Origin of the sequence: Roseateles toxinivorans (genome assembly GCF_004362525.1) — a bacterium.
GTDB classification, from domain to species: Bacteria; Pseudomonadota; Gammaproteobacteria; order Burkholderiales; family Burkholderiaceae_C; genus Paucibacter; species Paucibacter toxinivorans.
Genome location: NZ_SNXS01000013.1, coordinates 12,454 through 37,104 on the forward strand (window position 1 = coordinate 12,454; position 24,651 = coordinate 37,104).

General features: G+C 69.0%; 24 protein-coding genes. 12 read left to right on the forward strand and 12 right to left on the reverse strand.

The window, feature by feature from the left end:
* Positions 1-17: 17 nt before the first annotated feature.
* From DES47_RS25725 to DES47_RS25770, 10 genes are read right to left on the reverse strand one after another with little or no spacing between them, the layout of a single operon-like run.
* On the reverse strand, positions 18-356 hold the full coding sequence (locus tag DES47_RS25725) for a DUF2946 family protein (protein WP_133703648.1): 339 nt from the start codon (positions 354-356) through the stop codon (positions 18-20).
* Positions 357-392: 36 nt separating this feature from the next.
* Positions 393-1,529 (reverse strand): CMD domain-containing protein, encoded by a 1,137-nt coding sequence (locus DES47_RS25730; protein WP_133703649.1) that lies wholly within the window; start codon positions 1,527-1,529, stop codon positions 393-395.
* 28 nt (positions 1,530-1,557) lie between these two features.
* Positions 1,558-2,847, reverse strand: a complete 1,290-nt coding sequence (locus DES47_RS25735) for an acyl-CoA thioesterase/BAAT N-terminal domain-containing protein (protein WP_133703650.1) — start codon at positions 2,845-2,847, stop codon at positions 1,558-1,560.
* 4 nt (positions 2,848-2,851) lie between these two features.
* Positions 2,852-4,426, reverse strand: a complete 1,575-nt coding sequence (locus DES47_RS25740) for an ABC transporter substrate-binding protein (RefSeq protein WP_133703651.1) — start codon at positions 4,424-4,426, stop codon at positions 2,852-2,854.
* Positions 4,427-4,458: 32 nt separating this feature from the next.
* The gene (locus tag DES47_RS25745) at positions 4,459-5,475 is read right to left on the reverse strand and encodes an ABC transporter ATP-binding protein (protein WP_133703652.1); all 1,017 of its coding nucleotides are present in this window, start codon (positions 5,473-5,475) and stop codon (positions 4,459-4,461) included.
* Positions 5,472-6,488 (reverse strand): ABC transporter ATP-binding protein, encoded by a 1,017-nt coding sequence (locus tag DES47_RS25750; protein ID WP_133703653.1) that lies wholly within the window; start codon positions 6,486-6,488, stop codon positions 5,472-5,474. Before DES47_RS25750 ends, DES47_RS25745 begins: the two co-directional genes overlap by 4 nt.
* Positions 6,485-7,387 carry an ABC transporter permease gene (locus DES47_RS25755; RefSeq protein WP_133703654.1) on the reverse strand — a complete coding sequence of 301 codons (903 nt, stop codon included), beginning with the start codon at positions 7,385-7,387 and terminating at the stop codon, positions 6,485-6,487. Before DES47_RS25755 ends, DES47_RS25750 begins: the two co-directional genes overlap by 4 nt.
* Positions 7,384-8,358 (reverse strand): ABC transporter permease, encoded by a 975-nt coding sequence (locus DES47_RS25760; RefSeq protein ID WP_133703655.1) that lies wholly within the window; start codon positions 8,356-8,358, stop codon positions 7,384-7,386. The genes DES47_RS25755 and DES47_RS25760 overlap by 4 nt, the downstream gene beginning before the upstream one ends.
* The gene (locus DES47_RS25765) at positions 8,355-9,821 is read right to left on the reverse strand and encodes a SidA/IucD/PvdA family monooxygenase (protein WP_133703656.1); all 1,467 of its coding nucleotides are present in this window, start codon (positions 9,819-9,821) and stop codon (positions 8,355-8,357) included. The genes DES47_RS25760 and DES47_RS25765 overlap by 4 nt, the downstream gene beginning before the upstream one ends.
* A complete protein-coding gene (locus DES47_RS25770) occupies positions 9,818-10,783 on the reverse strand; it encodes a LysR family transcriptional regulator (protein ID WP_133703657.1) in 966 nt (321 codons plus the stop codon). The genes DES47_RS25765 and DES47_RS25770 overlap by 4 nt, the downstream gene beginning before the upstream one ends.
* A gap of 216 nt (positions 10,784-10,999) precedes the next feature.
* Between DES47_RS25770 and DES47_RS28845 the strand changes: the two genes are divergently transcribed.
* From DES47_RS28845 to DES47_RS25795, 5 genes are all read left to right on the forward strand, one after another.
* Entirely contained in the window at positions 11,000-11,182 is a 183-nt protein-coding gene (locus DES47_RS28845) for a hypothetical protein (RefSeq protein WP_166652174.1), read from the forward strand.
* Positions 11,183-11,309: 127 nt separating this feature from the next.
* Positions 11,310-13,085 carry a hypothetical protein gene (locus tag DES47_RS25780; protein ID WP_133703658.1) on the forward strand — a complete coding sequence of 592 codons (1,776 nt, stop codon included), beginning with the start codon at positions 11,310-11,312 and terminating at the stop codon, positions 13,083-13,085.
* An 8-nt stretch (positions 13,086-13,093) separates the two neighbouring features.
* On the forward strand, positions 13,094-14,545 hold the full coding sequence (locus DES47_RS29060; RefSeq protein ID WP_208115121.1) for a cell wall hydrolase: 1,452 nt from the start codon (positions 13,094-13,096) through the stop codon (positions 14,543-14,545).
* A gap of 10 nt (positions 14,546-14,555) precedes the next feature.
* On the forward strand, positions 14,556-16,355 hold the full coding sequence (locus DES47_RS25790) for a peptidoglycan-binding domain-containing protein (protein ID WP_133703659.1): 1,800 nt from the start codon (positions 14,556-14,558) through the stop codon (positions 16,353-16,355).
* Complete coding sequence (locus tag DES47_RS25795) at positions 16,339-17,166, forward strand: M15 family metallopeptidase (RefSeq protein WP_133703660.1); 828 nt, start codon at positions 16,339-16,341, stop codon at positions 17,164-17,166. Before DES47_RS25790 ends, DES47_RS25795 begins: the two co-directional genes overlap by 17 nt.
* A gap of 4 nt (positions 17,167-17,170) precedes the next feature.
* On the opposite strand, the gene DES47_RS25800 is transcribed toward DES47_RS25795, so the two are convergent.
* Complete coding sequence (locus DES47_RS25800) at positions 17,171-17,854, reverse strand: glutathione S-transferase family protein (protein WP_133703661.1); 684 nt, start codon at positions 17,852-17,854, stop codon at positions 17,171-17,173.
* A gap of 13 nt (positions 17,855-17,867) precedes the next feature.
* Positions 17,868-18,281, reverse strand: coding sequence for a DoxX family protein (locus DES47_RS25805; protein WP_133703662.1), 414 nt, complete (start codon positions 18,279-18,281; stop codon positions 17,868-17,870).
* A gap of 130 nt (positions 18,282-18,411) precedes the next feature.
* On the opposite strand from DES47_RS25805, the gene DES47_RS25810 reads away from it, so the two are divergent.
* The 7 genes from DES47_RS25810 (at position 18,412) to DES47_RS25840 (ending at position 24,648) form a co-directional block, all read left to right on the forward strand.
* Positions 18,412-19,314: a LysR family transcriptional regulator gene (locus DES47_RS25810; protein ID WP_133703663.1), complete on the forward strand. Its 903-nt coding sequence runs from the start codon at positions 18,412-18,414 to the stop codon at positions 19,312-19,314.
* Between the two features lie 147 nt (positions 19,315-19,461).
* The gene (locus DES47_RS25815; protein WP_243748468.1) at positions 19,462-20,430 is read left to right on the forward strand and encodes a sigma-54 interaction domain-containing protein; all 969 of its coding nucleotides are present in this window, start codon (positions 19,462-19,464) and stop codon (positions 20,428-20,430) included.
* A 188-nt stretch (positions 20,431-20,618) separates the two neighbouring features.
* Positions 20,619-20,915 carry a DUF3467 domain-containing protein gene (locus DES47_RS25820; RefSeq protein ID WP_166652175.1) on the forward strand — a complete coding sequence of 99 codons (297 nt, stop codon included), beginning with the start codon at positions 20,619-20,621 and terminating at the stop codon, positions 20,913-20,915.
* Positions 20,916-20,920: 5 nt separating this feature from the next.
* Positions 20,921-21,508: a Pvc16 family protein gene (locus tag DES47_RS25825; protein ID WP_133703665.1), complete on the forward strand. Its 588-nt coding sequence runs from the start codon at positions 20,921-20,923 to the stop codon at positions 21,506-21,508.
* Complete coding sequence (locus DES47_RS25830) at positions 21,505-22,290, forward strand: hypothetical protein (protein WP_133703666.1); 786 nt, start codon at positions 21,505-21,507, stop codon at positions 22,288-22,290. Before DES47_RS25825 ends, DES47_RS25830 begins: the two co-directional genes overlap by 4 nt.
* 43 nt (positions 22,291-22,333) lie before the next feature.
* Positions 22,334-24,181: a phage tail sheath family protein gene (locus DES47_RS25835; protein WP_133703667.1), complete on the forward strand. Its 1,848-nt coding sequence runs from the start codon at positions 22,334-22,336 to the stop codon at positions 24,179-24,181.
* Positions 24,182-24,201: 20 nt separating this feature from the next.
* Positions 24,202-24,648: a phage tail protein gene (locus DES47_RS25840; RefSeq protein ID WP_133703668.1), complete on the forward strand. Its 447-nt coding sequence runs from the start codon at positions 24,202-24,204 to the stop codon at positions 24,646-24,648.
* The last annotated feature ends 3 nt before the right edge of the window (positions 24,649-24,651 follow it).

Genomic DNA, 24,651 nt, shown 5'->3' on the forward strand with positions numbered 1-24,651 from the left:
TGCGCGCGCGTCGTCGATCAATGGCTGAGGTGAGGAGGGCGTATCAGCCGCTCGGGCAGGCCCTGGGTGATGGAGCGCCGATAGGGGGTGAGCGCGGCGTCCTGCGCGGCCAGTGGCGGCGGCAGCTCGATGGCCACCAGCAGCGCGCTCATGCCGGCATGGCAGGTTGCGCAATCGGCGTGGGCCACTGTGTCGGGTGACGGTGTGTCGGCCGAATCGTCCATGTGCTGGTGCTCATGGTGACCCAGATGTACGGCTGCGCTGCCCATCTCATGCTCGCACACGCTGGCCACCGCCGCCCAGGTCCATTGGGCGGACAGGATCAGCATCAGGAGGACCAGCAGGGTGCGGCGCATGGGTCGGCAGTGTAATCGCTAGCCGTCAGCCTGGCTTCAGCCAAGGAACACCGGCTCGCCCAGGTTCAGCATCAGCCGGTTCGCCCAGGCGAAGATGGCCACAGCGTGTATCAGGTCCAGCACCTCCAGCGCCGAAAGGCCGGCGGCACGCACCGCCTGCAGCTGGGCTGCGCCAAACTGCGCCGGCCGCAAGGTCAGGTCTATGGACAGCTGCACGATGGCGCGCTCGCGCGCATTGGTGCCGGCGCCATGCGGCTCGGTGAACACCTGGTGGATCACATCATTGCGCTTGGTGATCTGCTCGAAGCGCTGGGCATGGACCGAGGCGCAATAGACGCAGCCGTTGACGCGCGACACCACCGCGCTGGCCAGCTCGCGCTCGGCCCGCGACAGGCCGCCCGGCGCATACATGATGGCGTTGAAGACGATGGAGCGCTCTTCCAGGATGCGCGGCTGCTGGGCCAGGGTCAGGTAGTAGTCGCTGCTCTTGGCCTTCGGATGGCTGGCTTCCAGCACCGCCAGCTGGGCGGGTGTGGCCTGATCCAGCTGCAGTACCGGCAGCCAGGCCTTCCAGTCCAGCGTCTCGCTGGTGAAGCCGTTGACGCGCAGCGGCTCGCCGGGCTTGGGCAGATTCGCCGGGTGGACGAAGGGCGCTTCGGGGGCATCGGCCACGGCGGGCGTATCGCTGGCACCCGATTCGACCAGCGCCTGCAGACCGGCGACCACGCGCAGCTGGTAGGCGACATAGGCGATCAGCTGGGCCAGCGCCACCACCTCGGCCGTGCTCAGGCCGGCGGCCGGCAGCTTCAGCAGTGCGGCCTTGTCGCCGTCCACCGGGCGCTCGGTCAGCGTGCGTGTGAAGCTGAGGATGGCCTGCAGGCGGCCGTCGACGGCCTTGCCATCGAGCGCGGCCCTTTCGCTATCGGTCAATGCGGGCAATGCCAGCAGCTGCTCACGGTAGTGCGCCTGCAGCACCTCGCTGCCGGTGAGGCCTGCGATCAGATGGGCCGCCAGCAGGCGCTCCGCCAGCGTGGGCCCGCCCAGCGCCGGGTCGAAGATCGCGTCGTGGCTGCCCTGCGTGCCGGCGACGACCTTGTCGCGCTGATGGCGCACGGTGTGCACGGCGCTGTCGGCGGCCAGGCGGGTGAGGGCATCGATCAGATCTGTGGTCATGGTGTTGTTTCCAGGAGGGCCCTCAGGCCTATTTCGACTGCACGGCAAGATTGAGAAAGCGCAGCACGCCGGCCCAGGAGGCCTCGTCGGCCTGCGCGTTGGCAGCGGGCGCGCCGCCGGTGGTGCTCAGCCGCCCCGACACCGGATGGGCATAGACCAGCTGCGTGGTCGGCACATAGGGAAAGACGATCGAGTGGCCGGCACCCGCGAAGTCGAGATGCTCGACCGGGTGCGGATGCTTGAAACCCCGCAGCCGCTCGACGACCATGGCGCCGTAGAGGCTGGACGGCCAGGAGCCGTCGTCGGTGGCGCTGAGCAGCATCACCGGCCCGTTGATGTGCTCCACTCGTATGCGCGCCCGCTCGACCGCGTCCGCATCCTGCAGCGCAGTCAACAACGCATTCGTGTGGCGGCGCGGCTGCGGGCCTTCGTCCCAGGGCTTCCAGCTCGCGGTGCGGTTGTTCTGCCACAGATGGGGCAGCGGCTGGCCACGGAAGATCCAGGCCGGGCCTTCGCGACCGGTGGCCGGATCGCAGGCGTTCTGCGCGCTGTGCACGACGGCGCCCGGCACATAGCCGATCACCGCCGAGACCAGATCCGGGAACAGCGAACCCAGCAGCAGCACCAGTTCGCCGCCGCGCGACTGGCCGCTCAGCGCGACGAAGCCATGCTTCGGCTTCACCTCGTCGTGCAGCCAGTGCAGCGCCGTCTCGAACAACTCGAGCCGCGTGTTCGAGATGTAGTCCGACAGTCCCGGCGCCTTGAAGTAGCCCAGCGCCAGTGCCGCGTAGCCATGCGAGGCGTACAACGCCGCGCGCGGCTCGTTGATGCCGCCGCCGGAGCCGTTGAGCACCATCACGGCCGGATGCGGGCCGGCGCCTGCGGGCAGGAACAGCGTGCCGACCAGGCCCTGCTCGCGGATCTCGCGGCGCGTCACGCCGTCTGCAGAGAGGCGCTGCACGAACGAGCGCTGCAAGGTTGTCGCGTCATCGCGTGTCACGGTGATCTCGGTCACCAGCGCCGCCGCCGGCTCGGCCGCGAACACCTCGCGCGGCGCGCCTTCGACTTCGGGTGCCTGTGACCAGATCAGGCCCATGGCCGATACGCCCGTGTAGCTGCCCGACACCGGCGCATCGCGCGTCAGGTCCACTGCGCCAGCCTCATCAGCGCGGAAGTTCGCCGACGATTGCCACTGCACGCCCGGCCCGCGCACCGTGCGCGTGCTCAAGGTGACTCCCTCGCCCGGCCGCAGGCCTTGCACCGCGATGCGCCGCGGCACATCGATCAGCGCATCGTCCGGCGTGATAGTCAGCAGCATGGCCTTACTTGCCGACCTTGGTGACCTGCATAGCCGTCGTGCGGTCGCTCAGCAGCGGCACGACCTTCAGCCCCTTCTTGGCGGCCCAGATGTTCTGGTAGTGGAACAGCGGGATGTGGCCGACGTCATCGGTGACCAGCTTGACCGAATGGCGGAACATCGCGGCGCGCCGGCCGGCGTCGAACTCGACGGTGGCGGCGTCCAGCGCCTTGTCCACCGACTCATTGCTGTAGCGGCCCCAGTTGTTGGAGCCACGGCCGCGCTTGGCGTCGTTGGTGGCCAAGGTCTGCAGCAGGCCGTAGCCGGCCTCGCCCGTGCCATTGCCCCAGGCGATCACGCTGACGGCGAACTCGTTCTTGGTCGCGCGGCTGGAATACACCGACCAGGGCACGACCTCGACCTTGGTCTTCACGCCGACGCGTGTCCAGAACTGGGCCACCGCCTGCACCGTCTCGGGGGCCTGCGGATAGCGGTCGCCGGGCACGTGTATGGTGACCTGGAAGCCCTGCGGGAAGCCGGCCTCGGCCAGCAGCTTCTTGGCCTGCTCGGCGTTGTAGGCAATGTCCTTGACCTCGGGGTTGTAGCCGAAGGTGCCCTTGGGCATCCACTGGTTGGCCTCGGTCACCGTGCCCTGCAGGACGCGGTCGGCAATGCCCTTGCGGTTGATGGCGATCGACAGCGCCTGGCGCACGCGCTGGTCCTGCAGCGGGTTTTGGGCCAGCGGCTTGCCGGCGTTGTCGGTGATGAACTCGTTGGGCCCGGGGCGGAAGCTGGGCTGCAGCAGCAGCACGCGCAGGCCGGGGTAGGTGTAGACGCTGACCGAGGGTGTCTTGCGCAGCTTGTCGACGTCGGTCACCGCGACCTTGTCGATCACGTCCACGTCACCCGACAGCAGGGCTGCCGTGCGCGCCGCGCCGTTGCTGATGAAGCGGTAGTTGACCTTGTCCCACAGCGGCTTGGGGCCGTAGTAGGTCGGGCTGCGCTCGAACACGGTGCGGTCGCCGGGGCTGTACGACACGAACTTGTAGGGGCCGGTGCCGATGACCGCACGCCCGGCGTTGTAGTCCTCGGTCTTGGACTTCTCGCCGACATGCTTGCTGACGATGTAGATCGAGGCAATGTCCAGCGGCAGCATCGGGTTGGGCGTGTTGGTCTTGATGATGACCGTGTGCGGGTCTTTCGCCGTGGTGGACTCCACCGTGCGCAGCGCGCCGGTGTACGAGGCCACCGTGCCCGGCACGCTGCGCGCGCGCTGGAACGAGAACACGATGTCATCGGCGGTGAACGGCGTGCCGTCCTGCCACTTGATGTCGTTGCGCAGCTTGAATTCCCAGGTCTTGTCGTCCAGCGCCTTCCAGCTGGCGGCCAGCGCCGGCTCCAGCTTGCCGCCGTCGCGCGAGTTGATGATGGAGTCCCAGAAATGAAGGGCCAGCGAGCGGTCGCCGGCATGGTTGTTCAGCTGCGGATCGACCGAGGAGATCGGGTCGGCAAAGGCGATGGACAGGGTCTGGGCCGAGGCCAGCGAGCCGGCGGCGAGCAGGGCGGCGGCGATCAGGGTGAGCTTGCTTGAAGAGTTCATCTGGGAGTCCTTTTCAACGGGTGTGCGTAGGTTCAGCCGCCGTCATTCAGATGGCAGGCGCTGGTGTGATGGATGGCGATGCCGCGCAGCTTCGGCACTTCCGTGCTGCAGCGAGGCATGGCCTGCGGACAGCGTGGATGGAAATGGCAGCCGCTGGGTGGTGCGATGGGGCTCGGTATCTCGCCGCGTATCGTGTTGAACGCGGTGCGGCGCATCGCGATGCTCGGGATCTCGGCCAGCAGCGCCCGCGTGTACGGATGATTGGGCCGTGCGAACAGCTCGTCGACCGGCGCGCTCTCGACGACACGGCCCAGATACATCACGACGACGCGGTCGCACAGATGCTTGACCACGCCCAGGTCGTGGCTGATGAACAGATAGGCCAGGCCCAGCTCGTCGCGCAGGTCCATGAACAGATTCAGTATCTGCGCCTGTATCGATACATCGAGCGCGGCCACCGCCTCGTCGCAGACCAGCATCGAAGGCTGAACCGCCAGCGCGCGGGCAATGCCGATGCGCTGGCGCTGGCCGCCGCTGAACTGGTGCGGGTAGCGGTGGCGCAGGGCCGGGTCCAGCCCGGCGCGCTGCAGCTGGGCGGCAACGTAATCGTCCTCGCCGTCGGCATCGGTCAGCCCGTGCAGACGGGCCGCCTCGCCGACGATGCGCGACACGCGCAGCCGCGGGTTCAGGCTGGCGAACGGATCCTGGAACACCATCTGCACGCGCAAGCGCGCGGCCAGGCGCTGTTCGGCATCCAGCCCTTCGAGCGCTTGACCGTTGACCCGCACCTCGCCCTCGGTCGGCTCCAGCAGGCCGGCGGCGATGCGGCCCAGCGTGGACTTGCCGCAGCCCGATTCACCGACCAGGCCGACGACCTCGCCGGGCTTGACGGACAGGTCCACCCCATCGACGGCGTGGGTGACGACCGGTGGATCGTTGAGCCCCAGGCTGCGCATCGCGCGGCCGACCAGTCCCGGTGCGGGCCGCGCGCCGAAGCGCATCGCGATGCCCTGCAGATCGACCAGCGGCAGTTCGTTTGGCGCGCTCATGCCGTGACCTCCACTGCTGGGCCGGGATGGAAGCAGCGCACCTGGTGGCCCGCCTGCTCGCTCATCTCCGGCATCTCGTCGCAGACACTGCTGGCGCGCGGGCAGCGGGGCGCGAACGCGCAGCCGCCGGGCATGTTCAGCAGATTCGGCGCCATGCCGGGGATCTGGCGCAGCCGCAGGCCGCGCTTCTTGGCACTGGACAGATTGACCTGATTGACATCCGGCAGACTGGCGATCAGGCCCTGGGTGTAGGGGTGCTGCGGATCGTCCAGCACCTGGTCCACCGTGCCGTGCTCGACGATGCGTCCGGCATACATCACTGCGATCTCGTCGGCAAGACCCGCCACCACCGACAGATCGTGGCTGATCCAGATCAGCGAGGTGCCGCGCTCGCGCACCAGCTTCTGCATCTCGGACAGGATCTGTGCCTGTATGGTCACGTCCAGCGCCGTGGTCGGCTCGTCGGCGATGATCAGGTCGGGCCCGTGCAGCAGCGCGATGGCGATGGCCACCCGCTGACGCATGCCGCCCGACAACTGGTGCGGGTAGGCGAGCAGGCGCTCCTCGGGGCTGGCGATGCCCATCAGCTCCAGCGTGCTGGCGGCCAGCCGGCGCGCCTCGGTATTGGACATCTTGACGTGGGCATGGACGGCCTCCAGCATCTGCGCATCGACGCGCAGTACCGGGTTCAGGGTGGCCATCGGGTCCTGGAAGATCATCGCGATGCGGTTGCCGCGCAGCGCGCGCCGCTCGGGTTCGCTCAAGCGCAGCAGATCCTGGCCCTTGAACAGCACCTGGCCGCCTTCGATGCGGCCCGGTGCATCGACCAGACCCATGATGGAAAAGCCGGTCACCGACTTGCCCGAGCCCGATTCGCCGACCAGGCCCAGCACCTTGCCGCGACCCAGCGTGAACGACACGCCATTGACCACCGGCAGCACGCCGCCGCGGGTGTGGAAGCGGGTCTGCAGATCGCGCACCTCGAGCGTCGGGATGTTGTCGCTGGCGCTCATTTCTGCAACCTCGGGTTCAGCACATCGCGCAACTGGTCGCCGACCAGATTGATCGCGATGATGGTGGCCAGCAGGGCCACGCCGGGGAAGAAGCTGATCCAGTATTCATTGGACAGCAGGTACTGGTAGCCATTGGAGATCAACAGGCCCAGCGAGGGCTCGGTGATGGGCACGCCCAGGCCCAGGAAGGACAGCGTGGCTTCCAGGGTGATGGCGCGCGCGATCTGCAGCGCACCGATGACCAGCAGCGGCGGCAGGCAGTTGGGGAGGATGTGGCCGGTCAGGATGCGCCAGCGCGGAATGCCCTGGCCGCGCGCCGCCTCTACATACTCGCGCCGCGTTTCCACCAGCGCCTGGCCGCGTGCGGTGCGGGCGTAGTAGGCCCATTCCAGCAGCACCAGGGTCAGCACGACATTGCCGACACCCTTGCCCACGTAGGCCAGAATCATCAGCGCCATCAGAATGGTCGGGAAGGACAGCAGCAGGTCCACCAGCCGCATCAGCGCCGCATCGACCTTGCCGCCGGCATAGGCCGCCAGCAGCCCGACCAGTGTGCCTATCACCGCCGCGAACAGCGCCGAGCCCACACCCACCAGCAGGCTGATGCGCAGGCCGTAGATGATGGCCGAGTAGAGGTCGCGGCCCTGGCCATCGGTGCCAAGCCAGTAGGTGTAGCCGCCGGCGCTACTGGGCGTGCCGGGGTGCAGGCGGGCGTCCAGCACGTCCAGCTGCATCAGGTCGTAGGGGTTCTGCGGCGTGATCCACGGGGCGACGAGGGCGGCCAGCACCACGAGCCCAAGCACGATCAGCCCGCCGACGGCGACGCGCGATTGCAGGAAGTCGGCGGCGACTCGCCACCAGATCGAATGCTCGTCGAAGTTCTTCTTCTTGCCGCTCATCGCGTGCCCTCCAGCCGCACGCGCGGGTCCAGCAGCTTGTAGAGCAGGTCCACCAGCAGGTTCAGGGTGACGAAGATCACCACCACCACCATCAGGTAGGCGACGACGACGGGCCGGTCCAGCGAGTTGATGCTGTCCAGAATCAGCTTGCCGGCGCCGGGCCAGGCGAAGATGGTTTCGGTGACGACGGCGTAGGCAATCGTCGCGCCCAGTTCCAGGCCCAGCACGGTGACCAGCGGAATCAAGGTGTTGCGCAGCACATGCATGATGACCACGCGAGCCGGGCTCAGGCCCTTGGCGCGGGCGAACTTCACATGGTCCTGCGGCAGCACCTCGCGCACGCCGGCGCGGGTCAGGCGCAGCACCAGCGAGATCTTGAACAGGGCCAGATTGAAGGCCGGCAATATCAGGTGCTGCAGGCCGTCCAGCGTCAGCCAGGACCACTGGATGCCCAGCAGCTCGCGGGTCTCGCCGCGGCCGCTGGCCGGCAGCCAGCCCAGTTGTACGCTGAACACCATGATGAACATCAGCGCCACCCAGAAGGCCGGCAGCGAGAAGCCGACGATGCTGGCCGCCATCAGCGTCTTCGAGACCGGATTGTCGGGCTTCATGCCGGCGTACAGGCCCAAAGGTACGCCGATCAGAACAGCCAACAGCAGCGCACCGACGGCCAGCTCCAGCGTTGCCGGCAGGCGCTGCAGGATCAGCCGCACGGCGTCTTCCTGGTAGACGAAGCTCTTGCCCAGATTGCCGTGCAGCGCGCCATCGACAAAGGCCAGGTACTGGCGCCACAGCGGTTGGTCCAGGCCCAGCCGGGCGATCGCCTCCAGCCGCTCCTGCTGGTTCATGTCGTCGCCGATCAGGATGTCCACCGGGTTGCCGATCGCATGCAGGCCGGCGAACACGATCACCGTCATCAGCACGACGACCAGGGCCGCCTGGGCGATGCGGCGCAGCAGCCAGCCGGTCATGGTTGCTGTTCCTCATAGGCGGGGAAGGTGGCCGGCGTCCATTCGTCGCCGTCCAGCTCGGGCTCGGAGAAGCGCGTCATCGCGGCGAAGTGCGATTCCACATCCTCGGCCAGCAGCTGCGCCGCCAGGCCGCGGGCCAGGCGCTGGGCGCCGTCACTGATCTGCGGGATGTCGCCAGCGCTGGCGCCCTGCGACAGCGCGGCGGCGTAGTTGAAGCAGCGGATGCGCTCCAGACCCGGGCAGGCGCCGGGTGTCTTGGGCTGGAACTCGTACAGCGGGCCCAGGTCCGGTGATTCGCTCAGCTCGGCATCGTCCTCGCCCTCGGGAGCGGCGAAGCGGTCCTGCCACAGCCGCACCTGGGGCGCGATGGCGGCGAACTCGGGGCGCAGCGACCAGTCGGTGCGAAAGCCGGTGCAGCAGATCAGGAAGTCGGCCGCCAGCGGGCCCTTGGCCGTGTCCACGCGCAGCACGCCATCGGCGCGCTGACTGGCACCGCTGACCGGCGTGCCGAGATGGAAATGCGCATTGGCGTGGCGCGACACGCGCAGGGTGCTGCCATGCGGCGGCGGCACCTGCTGCACATTGATGTAGTGGCGGAAGCGCCATTTCCACTCGTCCGGCAGCGACCAGAAGCCCTGGGCCATGCCCGGGTTGCCGGCGCCCTTGCCCTTGTTGACGCGGGGCAGGTCGGGCCGGCGTATCAGCAGGTCGACGCGGGCGGCGCCGCCCTCCAGCGCGGTCGCGGCGGCGTCCATCGCAGAGGCACCACCGCCGATCACGGCCACGCGCAGGCCCTTCAGCGAAGCTCCGTCCCAGACATCGGAGGAATGCGCCCAACGCTCGCCCGGCAGCGCCTTGACCCAGTCCGGCACCCAGGGACCGCCCAGGCCGTCGCGGCCGGTGGCCAGCACGACATGGCGGGCCAGCACCTGGTAGGCCCGTCCGCCATCTTCATCATCGGCGAAGTCCAGCTGCACCAGGCCGTTGGCGCGGGGCAGCACGGCCAGCAGGGACTGGCGGTTGCGCACATCGAGGCCCAGCACCGCTCGGTACCAGCGCAGATAGTCGGCCCATTGCAGGCGCGGGATCTTGTCCAGCGCCGCCCATGCGTCGGCACCGAACTGGGCCTCGAACCAGGCGCGGAAGGTCAGCGCGGCAAAGCCCAGCGCCGGCCCGGTCAGCTCCTTGGGCGAGCGCAGCGTCTCCATCCGCGCGGTCGTGGCCCAGGGGCCTTCGAAGCCGGCGGGCGAGCGGTCGAAGATGCGCGTCTGCACGCCCAGATGGGTCAGCGAGGCGGCCAGGGCCAGGCCGGCCATGCCGCCGCCGATGATGGCGGTGTCCAGCACCTCGGCGCCGGCCTCGGTGCGTGCAGGAACCCAGCGCTTGGCCGGCAGGCACAGCTGCTGCAGGTCCTGCTGCAGCCGGGCTTCGAGCGCGGCCAGGCCGCTGCTTGGGGTGGTCATTGATCGGACTTCCGGTTGGGGCCGCTGTCGTGCAGCAGCTTTGCATGGTGGGCGACGTCGTGCTGCACAAAGCCCGGCAGGGACGCCGCGGCCCGCAGCAGGGCCTCGGCCAGCGCCGTCAGGGCGGGGCTCAGCGGCCGCGACTGGGGCGTGATCACGCCGAAGAAGAAGGGGATGTCGGTGTCCAGCGGCCGCAGCACCAGGCCCTGCAGCGGCGCGCCATGGGCCGTCAACGGCTCCAGCACGGCCACGCCGAGGCCGGCGCGCACCAGGGCCTGGGCATTCATCGACGAATTGGTTTCGATCAGCGCCTCTCGCCGCGCGCTGCCGGCCTGGGCCAGTTGGGCGTCGAGCCGGTTGCGCAGCCGGAACGGGTTGCTCATCGTGATCAGCCGGCGCTGTGCCAGCTCGGCCAGCGGAATGCGGTCCAGCGCTGCCAGCGGGTCATCCTCGCGCAGCACGGCCACGCAGGCCAGTTGCCCAATCCAGTGCACCTGCAGGCCTCTATGCTCCAGCGGCAGGCTGCAGGCACCGAGTTGGACCGCGCCGCTGAGCACCGCATGCACGACCTGCTCCGGCGAGGCGGTGCGCAGCTGCACCGGCGCCGCGCCATGCAGCGCCTCGACGCTTTTCAGCGCCTCGGGCAGCAAGCCTATGGCCAGGGCCGAGGTGGCGGCCAGCAGCAGCGGCTGGGCGTCGCCACGGGCGATCTCGGCGGCGCGGGCATGGATCTGGCGCAGTGCGGACAGCGCACGCTCGGCATCCTCATAGAGCAGAAAACCCTGTTCGGTGGGCGTCACCCGCGGGCCGTTGCGGCTGAACAGCGCATAGCCGATCTCGGCCTCCAGCTCCTGCACCAGGCGCGACACGGCCGGCTGCGAGCGCTGCAGCAGCTTGGCCGCGCCGGTGACGCTGCCGGTCGACATGACGGCCGCGAAGGCTTCGAGTTGGCGGAGTTCCATGTGATCCAGTATTCAGATGGCGGATCATGATGCATAGATCATGCCATTGACAAATACTAAATACAGATGAGCTTATGCATGGCAAGCTGATACGCCGGGCGCCCGGCGCCGCGCTCAGGCAATCAGCGAACCGCGGATACGGGCCACATTGCCATCCATCTGGTGGCGTATCAGCCGCTGGTAGAGCCAGCGCTTGGGGCCGCTGAGGTTGACGCCATGGCGGGCATAGAAGGCATCCGGGCTTTCGAACAGGCCGAAGTCGTGGTTGATGCCGTCCTTCTGGATGAAGGTGTCGCCGCCGCACCAAATGACCGGCGGGCGCTGCAGATCGGGCGTGGCCGCGCCATAGCCGCAGAAGGCGCCGCGGTGAAGTCCATGCCGGCATTTGAAGCTCCTTAGCTACTCCAGAGTCAAGCGCGCTGGTCGCGGCGGGTCGCGGCGCGGCGCTCGTCATTGTTAGGGATGTGTAAGTAGTGCCATCAGGTGTGCAATCGCACCTCCTTGCTTCAGCCTGACAGGGGGGCCCATGAGCTCGTCTTGGAATGCCGCAAAGTGGGCGCTGATCGCGCCGTCGCTGTGGGCGCTCGCCGCCTGTTCCACCTTGGCGCCGCAGATCTTCTCCGAGCGGCTGCGCATCGAACACGGAGCCGATGGCAAATACGCCGGCGGCAAGGATGACAGGCCGGCCACACTGGAGGAGATCTATGCCGACGTGCGCCTGGTCCAGCGCCGCTATGTCAGCGCCGTCGAGGAGCAGGCGAATGCGGTGCCGCAGCTGTCGGCCGGGCTGATCGGTCTGTCGGCGCTGGCGCTGTTCAAGACCGTGACCCACCCGAACACCACCGATATGGCCGCGGTGGGTACCGTGGGCGCGGCCGGCTATGCCTATGGCAATACCCTGATCTCGCGGCCGCGCTGGGGCGTGTATCGCGCCGGCGCCGACGCACTGATGTGCGCGCTGAATGCCGCCGAGCCCTTCCGCAAGGGCCAGGCGATGCTGGGCCAGGCCGGCGATGACGGCACGAAGGTGACGCTGTACGGACAGCGGGCCGCGCTGCGCCGGCATTCGGCGGAGCTGCGCGCGCTGCTCGACCGCCATCAGGATTTGAACCAGGCCCGCCTGGCCGAGGTGCCGTTGGTGAACCGCAGCTGCGCCGACCTCAGGCCGAAGTGCCCGACGGTGCCGCCTGGTGCCACGGCCGAGGAGGCAAGTCTGCTGCTCGGCGACTGTCGCGTCCGCCAGCGGGCCTGGGACGCCCGCTGCACCGGCACCAGCGGCGGCGGCTCGCGCACCGAGCTGGCTGCGCCCGAGGTGAAGAGCCTGTTTGCCCTGGCACAGACCGAACTGGCGGCGGCCGACCGCGCCGCCCAGCATGCCGGCAAGGTGATAGGCGTGCTGGAGGAGGCCGGCCCCCTGCTGTGGGACCGTGCGGTCAGGATACAGCTGAAGGTCAGCGAGGAGGTGGACAAGACCCTGCCCGATCTGGCCTCGGTAATGGCCGCCGGCCAGGGCCTGCGCGAGACGGCGCTGAGCGTGAGCGGTGCCGATGGCTTCAAGTCCAAGACGAGCGACGTCGGCGCCGCGCAGGGCAAGAGCGACGCGACGCGCAGGCTGAGCCAGGACGACAGGGCCAGGCTCGACAGGATCGAAGGCGCGCTGACCCAGCTGCGCGCCGCCCGGGTACGCCTCGACGATCTGAACCAGGACTCGCTGGGCGCCGGCTATGCCAAGGCGCGCAAGGCGATGGGCGAGTGCACGGTCAAGGTGAATGGCTCGCTGCTGCGCGTGTTCCCGGCCGGGGACAAACTCAGCCTGGCGCTTGGCGACACCATCAGCTTCTTCGTCAGCAGCGGCGGCAATGTGCCGACCGCGCAGGTCGAGGCCGGCAACAACAGCACATCGCTGCCGGTCAGGCTGGAGGGGGGGCAGTTCCGCTTTGACTACACGGCCAGCGGCGTGGCGACCGGCGATGTGCTGACGGTCCATATCCGCGACAGCGGCAGCACCGCCGAGCACGTGGCCCAGTTGACCATCACCGAGCCGGTGGCGCGCGCGGCGCCGGCCCCGGGGCCCGCCTCGGCCCCGGGCGCAGCAGCCGCTGGCCGCGAGACGCCGCTCAGCGCGGTGCCTGCCGAGCTGCGCGAGGCGATGGGCCTGACGCTCGAGTCCAAGCCGGAGGACATCCGCCGCGCGGCGACGAACTGCCAGGCCACCAATGTGCCGCCGCTGGCCAGGACAGGCCTGCTCGACGACAACACATTGAAGGCGGTGATGGCCCAGACCTGCAAGCCCAAGGGCTGACGAGGCCGATGATGCTTCAGCGCGCCCTGCATCTGAACAGTACCCGCGCCGCGCTCAATGCCCTGCTGCGCGAGGACGGCCGAGACCCGGTGCTGGCGCACCGGCTGGGCCTGGCGCCGGGGGCGGCCATGGCCCTGTGCTGGCTGCACCAGCCGCTGGCGCGACGCGTGGGCGAGGGACCGGCGTTCATGCTGGGCTTCGACGACAGCTGTGCCGGCCGCTGGCTGCCGACAGAGCTGCGTTCGGCGCTTGACGGGTCGCCGTTGCCGGTGCGCAGCCTGCGTGGCGCCCGTCATGGCCTGGCGCAGAGTTGGGTGCGCACCGAGAACCTGTCGCACAACTTCCTTGACGGCACCCTGGCCGCGGTGCTGCGCCGGCCCAGCAATCCCTCGCGGCTGCTGGCGCTGACGGCAGGCCATGTGCTTGGCGCCGGCATCGGCTCGGCCAGCGGCGATGACATCATTTTTCAATACGATGGCGAAGACACGTCCTCGTTCAGTGGCCGGCTGTTCGACTGGCAGCCCAATTTCGAGGGCCTGCCGGCCGATACCCGCATCGACGCCGCGCTGGCCGAGGTGAGCATTGCCGCGCTGGCGCCGCTGGCCGCCCGACCGGCGGACTGGCCCCGCGGCGTGGCCCCGACCTTTGCCGATGACCGGCTGCGGCTGCGCACCCGCGGCCGCGAGATCGGGGGCGATTCGCCCGGCTTTCTGAGCGCCCGCCTGTGCGTGGCCGGCGATCTGAGCAAGGTCTATCGGCTGCAGGATGCGCTGTGCTGGCGCAGCGCCGAGGCCACAGAGGCGGGTGACAGCGGGGCGCCGGTCTGGAACGACCGGGACGAGTTGGTCGCCATTCATGCCGGCGCGGCGCCGGAGGGAGCGTTGCTGAATGCGGTGGCGGTGCCTATCACGCCGATACTCGACTGGGCCGGCGCCCAGCTGGTGCGTCGCGGCGAGCCGCTGCTGCGCCAGACGATGCCGCGCGACAGCGCCGTGCCGCTTGCGCCTGCGGCCGTGTCGCCGGCCGCGCCGTCCGGCGGACCGTCCAGCAAGGCGGTGACCCTGGCCCGCACGATGTGGGGCGAGGCCCGCGGCGAGGCCGGTGACGGCATGGCCGCCGTGGCCCATGTCGTGCTCAACCGCGTGGCGCGCCAGACCTACTGGGGCCGGGACGTGATCGCCGTCTGTCAGAAGCCCTGGCAGTTCAGCTGCTGGAACCGCAATGATCCGAATCTGCCGCAGCTGCTGAGAGTGGACGGCAGCGATGCGCGCTTTCGCCTGGCACTGGACCTGGCCGGCCGGCTGCTGGCGCAGCCGCGGCCGCAGCGCGAGGCCGCCGACCCGACCCGCCGGGCCACTCACTATCACACCTGCAGCCTGAATCCCCGGCCGCGCTGGGCTCTGGGCCGCGAGCCCTGTGCACGCATCGGCGCGCACCTGTTCTACAACGACATCGCTTGAGGGGCCGAGCATGGACACCCGAATGATCGACGTGGTGATTGGGCTGGCCCTGGTGTTCGCGCTGACCAGCCTGCTGGCCACCGCGCTGCAGGAGATATGGACCTCGCTGCGCGGCCTGCGCGGGCGCTATCTGCTGAAGGCGGTGCAGTCATTCTTCGCCGATGACCTGAAGTTCACCGAGGCGCTGCTGAAGCATCCGCTGATCGTGTCCATGGCTCAGCAGACCAAGCAGCAGGAGGGCCGGCCCTCCTATCTGGCGACCGATGTGGTGGTGACGGCGCTGATTGCCCATCTGTCCGAGCAGGCCGGTGGTCAACGCCCGGCCACGCCGGGCGAGTTTGTCGCGCTGGCGAAGGCCGCGTTGCAAAAGCCCGGGGGCCTGGCGGTGCCCAATGCCGACTTCGTGGCCGGCCTGAACAGCCTGGTGATGGGGGTCGAGCATGACTGGCCGGCCTATGAGGCCCGCCTGGGCGCCTGGTATGACGCCGTGGGCAGCCGCTCGATCGGCTGGTTCAAGCGCCATACGCAGGTCACCGTTTTCGTGTTTGGTTTTCTGGCTGCGGCGCTGGCCAATATCAACCCGGTGGTGATCTCGTCGAGGCTGTGGGAGGACGAGGCCCTGCGCAAGGCGACTGTGGCCGCGGCCGAGCAGGCCACTGCCGCCTATGCGGCGCAGGCGGGGGCCAGCAAGGTGCCGGTCTTGCCGCTCGGCCAGCCCGCGGCGCCGGCGGCATCGCAGGCGGCGCGGGCCCCGTCTGCGGCCGAACCGGCCAGGCCGACCGATGGTGTCAGCGAGCGCTTCGCGGCGCTGCATGCGGCCACGCTGGCCGCGCGCAAGGCCTCGCCCGATGGCCGGACGACGGCAGCGTTGAACCAGGCGCTGGGCGGCTTGATCAGGCTGCGCAGCCTGCTGCAAGCGCAGGCGCCGGATTCGGCCGCCATGCGCGAGCTGATGGCAGAGATCGGCGCGGCCCTGCCCGCCGACGCCATGGCGCTGCGCGGTGCCCATGCGCGGCTGGGCGAGGCCGTTGCCGGGCCGTCGGCGCCCGCGGCCAAAGCGGCAGCGCCTGGCCCCGCGGCGTCGGCCGCGGCGCGGGCCCTGCCGCGTGACTGCGCCGCCAAGCCCGAGGGGGCGGCACGCGACTACTGCATCACGATGAACAACTTCGGCGTGCTGCAGAGCGCCGGTCTGCCCATCGGTTGGGACGCCTCGGCCTGGCCGCGCGCCTTCGCCGATGGCTGTGACTCCGTCGATGACAAGGGCCGGCCGGTGGCCGCCAACTGCCAGGGCCTGGGCGTGCTGGGCAACCCGCAATGGTGGGGCAACTATGTGCTGCTCAGCCTGTTCGGCTGGTGTGTCACGGCGGTGGCCTGCACGCTCGGTGCGCCGTTCTGGTTCGACGCGCTGAGCAAACTGGTCAAAGTGCGCAGCAGCGGTGGCAGGGGTGAAGGGGGAGGAGGTGGTAGCGGTGGCAGCGCAGCCGAGGCACCCAAGACGCTGCTGGCTCGCTCGCCGGCCACCGCGGCCGCTGCCGCCGCGCCCCCCGCCGCGGAAGCCGGCGCGGCGATGAGCGATGCCTTGAACGATGCCGAGCGGGCCCTGTCGGTGGCCGAGGTCGAGCGCCTGCAGCGCAGCCTGAAGCTCAGCGGCGTGCAGGTCAGCGGCCATTTCGACGGCGCGACGCGGCAGGCCATCAAGGCGTGGCAGGTCTCGCGCGGCTTCGAGCCCCTGGCCGAACTGACGGCGCTGCAGATCCAGGACCTGTTGGGCCTAGCGCCCGGGAGCGACGATGATGGCTACCTTGCCTGACCCGCTGGCCGCGGCCACACCGCTGACGCCAGCCCGGCTGGCGCACATCAGCAACAAGCTGAACCTGCGCAGCATGCCCAGCCTGATGGGCACGCGTCTGGCCCGGCTCGAGCCCGGCCAGGCCCTGCTGGTCGATCAGGTGCTGGAGGGCGAGGCCTTTCTGGGCCGCACGCAGTGGTTCCGCGTCGCCAACCAGCAGCAGTATTTCTGGGCCGGCGGCGCCCGGCTCGACGAGGCGCCGGTGGCCACGCCGCAGCCCGCCGCCGGTGAGCGCACCCCCGATGTGCGCCGGCGCTCCAACGGCAGCATCCTGCCTTTGGCCCAGGCCGATCTGGCCGGCGTGTTCGGCGCCTTCCAGTCGCAGCCCGGGGCGAAGCGTGGCGCGGTGGTGATCAGCACGCCGGGCTGGGTGCAGCAGCACATCGTGGCCCTGCAACACCCGCTGCTGGAGGCGCTGGGCCAGGGCTCGGTGGCCGTGCACCGGCTCGCCCTGCCGCATTTCCAGGCGGTGTTCGACACGATTGCCCAATCCGGCCTGGCCGATCTGCTGCTGACCTTCGACGGCAGCTTCGTGCCGCGCCACAAGAACTGGGACCCCAACAACCCCGAGCTCAGCTCGCACAGCTGGGGTGTGGCCATAGACATCAATGCCCGCTGGAACCCGGCCGGGCAGGCCCCGGCCCTGCCCGGCCGCCAGGGCTTTCTGGGTGATCTGGTGCCGCTGTTCAATGCCCAGGGCTTTGCCTGGGGCGGGCACTTCATCAACAACCCGGACGGCATGCATTTCGAGTTGGCCCGGCGCGACCCCTGACGGCTCAGGCGGGTTCGGCGGCGGGCATGTCGGCCATCAGCCGCGCCAGCTCGCCGTGCTGCGCGCGCACGAAGTTGCTCAGCCGTTCGACATAGTCCTCGGCCACGGCACCTTGCACCGAAGGTCGCTGGGTCAGCGCCCGGCGCCAGGCCTGTACCCGGGGCAGGCCATCGAAGACACCGAAATCGGCGATGCGGTCGAACAGCTCCCAGTAGCGGAACACCGGGGCGAACACCGCGTCGACGAGGCTGAAGCGTTCGCCGGCGAAGTAGGGGCCGGTGTCCAGCGCCTCCTCCAGCCGCTCGAACCTGGTGCGCAGCAGTTCGCGTTTGGCCTGTAGCTGGGTGACATCAGCGGCGGTGTAGAAGCCCCAGATGTCGTTCAGCACCGTGGAGCCGAACTCGATCCAGGCACGGTGGCGGGCGCGCTGCAGCGCATCGGCCGGATGCAGGGCCGGCGCCTGCGTGTCTTCCAGGTATTCGACGATCACCGCCGACTCGAACAGCACCTCGTCACCGATGCGCAGCAGCGGCACCTTGCCCAGCGGCGACAGGGCCTTGAACCAGGCCGGCTTGGCGGCCAGGTCGATATCGGTGCGCGTGAAGGGCAGGTTCTTTTCGCTCAGCGCGATCACCGCTCGTTGCACATAGGGGCACAGCTTGTGGCTGATCAATTCCAGATGGCTCATGACGGACGCTCCTTCAGGCCTGGCTGCGCTTTAGCGCCAGCTTGCCGTCGCCCAGCAGGATGTGGGCGACCGAGGCGACGAGCAGGAAAACCGGGTACTCCCAGCCGCCATTGCTGCTGGTGAAGACCCAGCCGTTGCCGGCGTGGATGACGGTGGCGCCCATCAGCACCGGCAGCAGGGCCAGCGAGGCCCAGCGGCCATGCAGGCCCAGCAGTATCAGCGTGCCGCCCAGCGTCTCGGCAATCACCAGCGGCCAGGCCAGGGCCGGCGGCAGGCCCTGCGTGGCCATCCACGCGGCCAGGCCGGCAATGCCGAAAGTCATCAGCTTGAGCAGGATGGCGTGGCTGAGCCACATCAGGCCCAGCGCGATGCGCAGCAGGGAGGCGCCCAGGGCGGGCGAGGCTTGTGGGGGCAGGGCGAGAATCATCGGAAATCCTTTCACAGGGTTGCTGGCTTGTTGCCGGTGAAGCCACTGTAGATTCCGCGTATTTGCACGACAATTCACATATTCCGCATTGAGATTATGCGAATTCGCATATTGAAGTGAAGCGATCACCATGTCGACAAGCCCCCCCGAGCGGCCCCTGAGCTGGGACGATCTGCAGTTCTTTCTGGCCGTCTGCCGCGCTGGCTCGGTCTCGGGTGCAGCGACGCTGCTGGGCGTCAACCACTCGACCGTGCTGCGCCGCATTGCCAGCCTGGAGCAGACGCTGGCCACGCGCCTGTTCGACCGCCTGCCCGGCGGCTATGCGCTGACCGCCTCCGGCGAGTCTTTGGCCCGGCAGACCAGCGGTTTGGCCGAACAGATCGAGGCGGCGCAGCGCCGGCTGATGGGGCTGGACGAGGAGATCAAGGGCGTGATACGGCTGACCGCCCCCGACACCCTGGTCCATGCGCTGCTGATGCCCCTGCTGCAGCGCTTTCGCGCGCTGCATCCGGGTGTGCAGATCCAGGTGGTGGCCAACAACAGCTTTCTGAGCCTGAACCGGCGCGAGGCCGATGTGGCGCTGCGTGGCACCAACCGGCCGCCGGAGAACCTGATCGGGCGCCGCGTCGGCGACATCCAGACCGCGCTCTACGCCTCCGGGGCCTATCTGCAGACCCTGGGTGAGGGGGCGGGCTTCGACGACTACAGCTGGGTGGCGCCGGACGAATCGCTGGCCCACCTGGAGCAGCTGAAATGGCTGCACCAGCGCGTGCCCGACGAGCGCATCGCCCTGCGCGCCGACAGCCTGGTGGCCATGGCCGATGCGGTGACCCAGGGCCTGGGCGTGGGCATGCTGCTGTGTCCCCTCGCCGCACAGCGGCAGGGGCTGGTGCAGCTGGCAGCGCCCGAGCCCGCGCTGGACACGCAGATATGGATACTCAGCCACCCCGATCTGCGCCAGGTGGCCCGCATCCGCGCGTTCACGCAGTTCCTGTTCGAGACGCTGAGCGCGGACGCCAGGCTGCTGCATTGAACTCCTTGCCGATGTACAGCACTTTCCACGGATTCAAGGGCCGGAGTTCCTATGCCTTAGGGATGGGTAAACCCCGGGCCAGGGCATAGAAAGCGAGGTCAGTTCGGCCGGTACCTGAGCGGTCTGGCCGATCCAGGGAGCGCAACAATGACCGAACCTCGTCCGATGCTTGATCGCGCCACGGCCCACGGCCCGCGCGCGCCCGGCGCACACCGGGACGCACTGGACGCCATCGTCGGCAACAGCCCCTCGCTGCGCGCGCTGCGTGAGCGGCTGCCGCTGCTGGCTCGCTCCAGCTGCAGCGTGTTGATCACCGGCGAAACCGGCACCGGCAAGGACGTTGCGGCCCGCGCGCTGCACGAGCTGGGCCTGCGCCGCGACGGCCCCCTGGTCAGCATCAATTGCGCGGCCCTGCCCGACAGCCTGCTCGACAGCGAGCTGTTCGGATATGAGCGTGGTTCGTTCACCGGCGCTCACGCGGCCTACCCGGGCAAGATCACGCTGGCCCATGGCGGCACGCTGTTCCTCGACGAGATCGGAGACATGCCCCTGCATGCCCAGGCCAAGCTGCTGCGCGTGATCGAGACGCGCGAGGTCTTCCCGATCGGCGCGCTGCGCAGCCGCAGCATCGATGTGCGCATCGTTGCCGCCACCCATTGCGCTTTGGAGCGGGCGGTGCGCGATGGGCGTTTCCGCGCCGATCTGTTCTACCGGCTGAATGTGGCCCGCATCGAGATGCTGCCGCTGCGCGAGCGGCCCGAGGATGTGGCCCCGCTGTTCGAGCACTTTGCGCAAGCGTTGGGCGCCGGCAATCTGGCCGGCCCGGTGCGGCTCAGTGCGGCCGCGCTGGAGCGCCTGCGCAAGCACGACTGGCCCGGCAATGCGCGCGAGCTGCGCAATCTGGTCGAGGCCGCCGGCATCATGTTCGATGGCCGATGGCTGGAGCCGGCGGACCTGGCGCTGGCCCCCGTCCCCGAGGCCGGTGAGTCCACGCGCATTCTCGAAGCGCTGGCGCGCTGCGAATGGAACCGCAGCAAGACCGCCGAACTGCTGCACTGGTCGCGCATGACGCTGTACCGCAAGATGAAGCAGTTCCATATCGAGCCCTCGCGGTAACGTGCACTGTCACATCGCGATGTGACACCGCAAGTGCTTGATTCTTCACTGAAAGGCGTCATTGCCTGTCACATTGCGGCTGTGACATGCGCATCTCGGAAGACGTGCACAAACGCCCCCAAGTCCTTGATACGCCTGCATTTCTGAGCTTCGGACTGCGGTGGCACGTCGCTTGCAACAGATCAGCCATGGATGCCCGGCGACCCCATGACGGAACGGTGTTCGGCGCTGCCGCCGAGGCGCGGGGGTATGTCTATGTGAACCAGTTCGAGGTCGGCTACAGCCGCGACGAGGTGCTGCTGCGCTTTGCCCAGGCCTACGAGGGTGCCGGCGCCCAGGTGGACCAGGCGCGCATCATCATGACTCCGTCCTACGCGCGGGCCCTGCTGCAGCTGCTGGACAGCGCGATGGCCCGCTTCGAGTCCGAGTACGGCGAGCTGCGGCCGGCCGGCGGCGGTGTCGTTGCCAGCGACGGCGAGGGCTGAGTGCCATGGCCAATGAGTTCGCGCTGATCTCGCTGGCCGACTCCCTGGCCAATCGGCTGGCCAACGCCTATCCCGAGTCGCTGCGCCAGCTGCATGCCTGCACTTTTCAATCCGTGGGCAGCGGTGGCCTGCTGGCCGATCTGGGCGGGCAGGGCGGGGCGGTGCTGAGCATCTGGCCGCACCGCGTCACCGTCAATGAGCAGGTGCGCAACAGCCGGCCGGCGCCCTTGCCGACGCCGGGCCGACGCAACCGGCCGCTGTCGCTGGACGTGCATCTGCTGCTGTCGGTATGGAGCGGCAGCGCCGACAGCGAGCTGACGATCTTTGCCTGGATGCTGCGCGAACTGCACCGCGACCCGCTGCTCGATGCCTCCACGCTCTCGACCAATGGCGGTTGGCGGCCCGACGAGGTGGTGCAACTGATACAGGCCGAGATGTCGGTCGAGGACATGATGCGCATCTGGGAGTCCATTGCCCCTGGCTACCGGCTCAGCGCGCCCTTTGTGGCCCGCGTCGTCACTCTCGATGTCGAGGAGGACGAGGCTGCACCGGTGATCGCGCGGCGCTTTGACTATGGGCGGGTGCTGTCATGAGTGCGGCCGAGTTGCTGGTCATGGAGGCTGACGTGCGGCGCATCTGGGCCGCGGTGCGCTTTGTCGACGCGCCCTCGCAGCGCACCGTCGAGGCGCCGCTGCAGGTCAGCGCGCGCGGCGTGCGCTGGGTGCGCAATCTGTCCGGCCTGCATGTGCTGGCCGAGCTCGATGAAACCCTGCTCGCGGCGGCCGATCGTCCGCCGGGCCTGGCCCGCCAGCTGGCCGTCTACGAGGCCGCGTTCGAACTGGCCCCGGCCGTGCCGGCGTTGGCGGTGAGCGGGCGTGTCAGCGATCCGTCCGGGCGCTATCTGCCGCGCATGTTCACCGTCAATCTGCCGCGGGCCCAGCTGCCCGCCGGCCGCCTGGCCGAACGATTCATCCCGGTCGAGGTGCTGCTCGACCCATCGCCCGCCGCGCCGCTGCTGGGCAGCTGGGCGGCGCTGCGCGTCAGCCTCACCCATGCCGGCAGGCCCGCGGCCCACGCCGTGCTGCGCCTGCACCGGGTGACCGGCGGCCAGCTACTGGGCCGGGCGATGAGCGATGCGCGCGGCCAGGCCCTCTTGATTGCTGCCGGCATCACCCAGGTCACAGTGGGCCAGGGCGAGCTGGTCGTCGAGCGCGAGGTCGAAGCCGATCTGACCGTCAGCTTCGATCCGGCCGCCGATCCGCTGCAGCCACTCGATCCCGATGCGCTGGCGCTGCGGGGCGGCGTCGTGCGCCGAATCCTGCGCCGCAGCTTTGCCAGCGGCCGTGTCGAGTCCTTGACCATCGCCCTGCCATGAAACGCGCATCCAACGCTCCATCCTCACTCTCCGGAGGTGTCCCGTGCCCGAATATCTAGCCCCAGGCGTCTATGTCGAAGAGACCAGCTTCCGTGCCCGCTCGATCGAGGGCGTGGGCACCAGCACCACCGGCTTTGCCGGCCTGACCCGCAAGGGCCCTGTCGCCACCGCCGAGCTGCTGCCCGAGATCCTCACCAGCTATGCCGACTTCGAGCGCATCTACGGCGGCTATGCCGATCTGGCGCCGACACCACCGGCGGCCACGGCGGCCGTGCCGACCAACTACCTGGCCCATGCGGTGCGGGCCTATTTCAACGAGGGCGGTTCGCGGCTCTATGTGGCGCGGGTCTTTCTGGGTGACGGCGGTCGGGCCAGTACGGCCGATCTGCGGCCTGTGCCCGAGGTGGATCCGCTGCCAGCCGAGGACGAGACCAACCGCATCCGCTTCGTCGCCCGCTTCCCGGGCCGCAGCGGCGACGGCGCCGTGCCGACCACCGAGCTGCCCGGTCTGAGGGGCATACAGACCCGCGAAATCATCGCCCCGGCCCCGCGCCGCACGCTGGACATGGCACCCGATGGCTCCCTGGTGCGCACCGGCAGCACCGAGGCCGCATTCGCCTACTTCGTCAAGCGCACCGGCGTCTGGCGGGCGCTGACGGCCGCCGGGGCCGATGGCGCCGCGGCCGAGCCCGATGACGGCCTGGTGGGCGACGAGCTGGCTTCGGTGGCCCTGATCACCCTGGCCATCATCACCACCGACGCCGACGGCGGCAGCCTGGCCATGGACGACCTGGGCTATGACCGCGACCATCCGCGCTGGCTGGGCACGGTGATGGCCGAGATGCCCAACCGACGTGCCGACCAGATCGAGAACCTGTATGCCGCGCGCATCGGCAGCGCCGTCAATGCGGCGCAGCTGCAGGCGGCCCTGTTCCCTGTGACGCAAAGCACGGCCGTGACCCGCATCAGCGGTCGCCGGGGCTCGTTCGCGCTGACAGGTGGCAATGACGGCGCCATGCCCACCGAGGCGGCGTTCGCGCCGGCCTTCGCGGCACTGGCCAAGATCGATGACATCGCCATCGTCGCCGCGCCCGGCTCTAGCGCCTACCCAGAGCGCAACGCCATCCGCAATGCGCTGATCAGCCACGCCGAGGGCCGGCGCATGTACCGCATCGCCGTGCTCGACACCGACCGCGGGCTCAATGCCGGCGACGCCCGCATCGCACGCTCGACCATCGATTCCAAGTACGCGGCGATGTACTACCCCTGGGTGGTGATCGCCAACCCGAATGCGCGGCCGGGGCGCGACGACATTCCGCGCGAGATCGCGCTGCCGCCCTCGGGATTCATCTGCGGAATCTATGCCCGCAACGACATCCAGCGCGGCGTGTTCAAGGCGCCGGCCAATGAGGTCGTGCTGGGCGCGCTGCGCTTCGAGCGCGACATCAGCTTCGGAGAGCAGGAGATGCTCAATCCGCTGGGTGTCAACTGCCTGCGCTTCTTCCCGGGCCGCGGCTACCGCGTCTGGGGTGCGCGCACGGCCAGCTCCGACCCCGAGTGGAAGTACGTCAACATCCGCCGCTACTTCAATTACCTCGAGGCCTCGATCGACCGCAGCACGCAATGGGCCGTGTTCGAGCCCAATGGCGAGCGCCTGTGGGCCAGCATCCGCGAGACAGTGGCCTCCTTCCTGTTCAACGAGTGGCGCAGCGGCGCCTTGCTGGGCACGCGGCCGGAGGAGGCCTTCTTCGTGCGCTGCGACCGCTCGACGATGTCGCAGAACGATCTGGACAACGGCCGCCTGGTCTGCCAGATCGGTGTGGCCGCCGTCAAGCCGGCCGAGTTCGTGATCTTCCGCATCGGCCAGAAGACCGCCGACGCCCGTGACTGACATCCCTCTGGAGCAAACCCATGGCCAACCGCAATGTTCCCTACGGTGCCTTCAACTTCACCGTCAGCTTCGATGGATCCGAGGTCTTCGGCGGCTTCTCCGACGTCTCGGGCCTGGGCTCGGAGATCACCGTCGCCGAGTACCGCTACGGCAATGACAAGGAGAACCATGTGCGCAAGATCCCCGGCGTGCACAAGGTCGGTGACGTCACGCTCAAGCGCGGCATCATCGATTCGGGCCCTGTCTGGGACTGGATCAAGAACACCCGCACCAACGGTGTCAATGCGCAGAAGGATGTGGCCATCACCCTGCTCGACGAGGCGGGCAAGGCGGTGCAGAAATGGCTGCTGCGCAAGGTCATACCGATGAAGTACACCGGCCCGACCCTGGCCGCCAAGGGCGGCGGCGATGTGGCGATGGAGGAACTGGTGCTCAGCGCCGAGGGCCTCGAGATCGAGGCGGCCTGACCC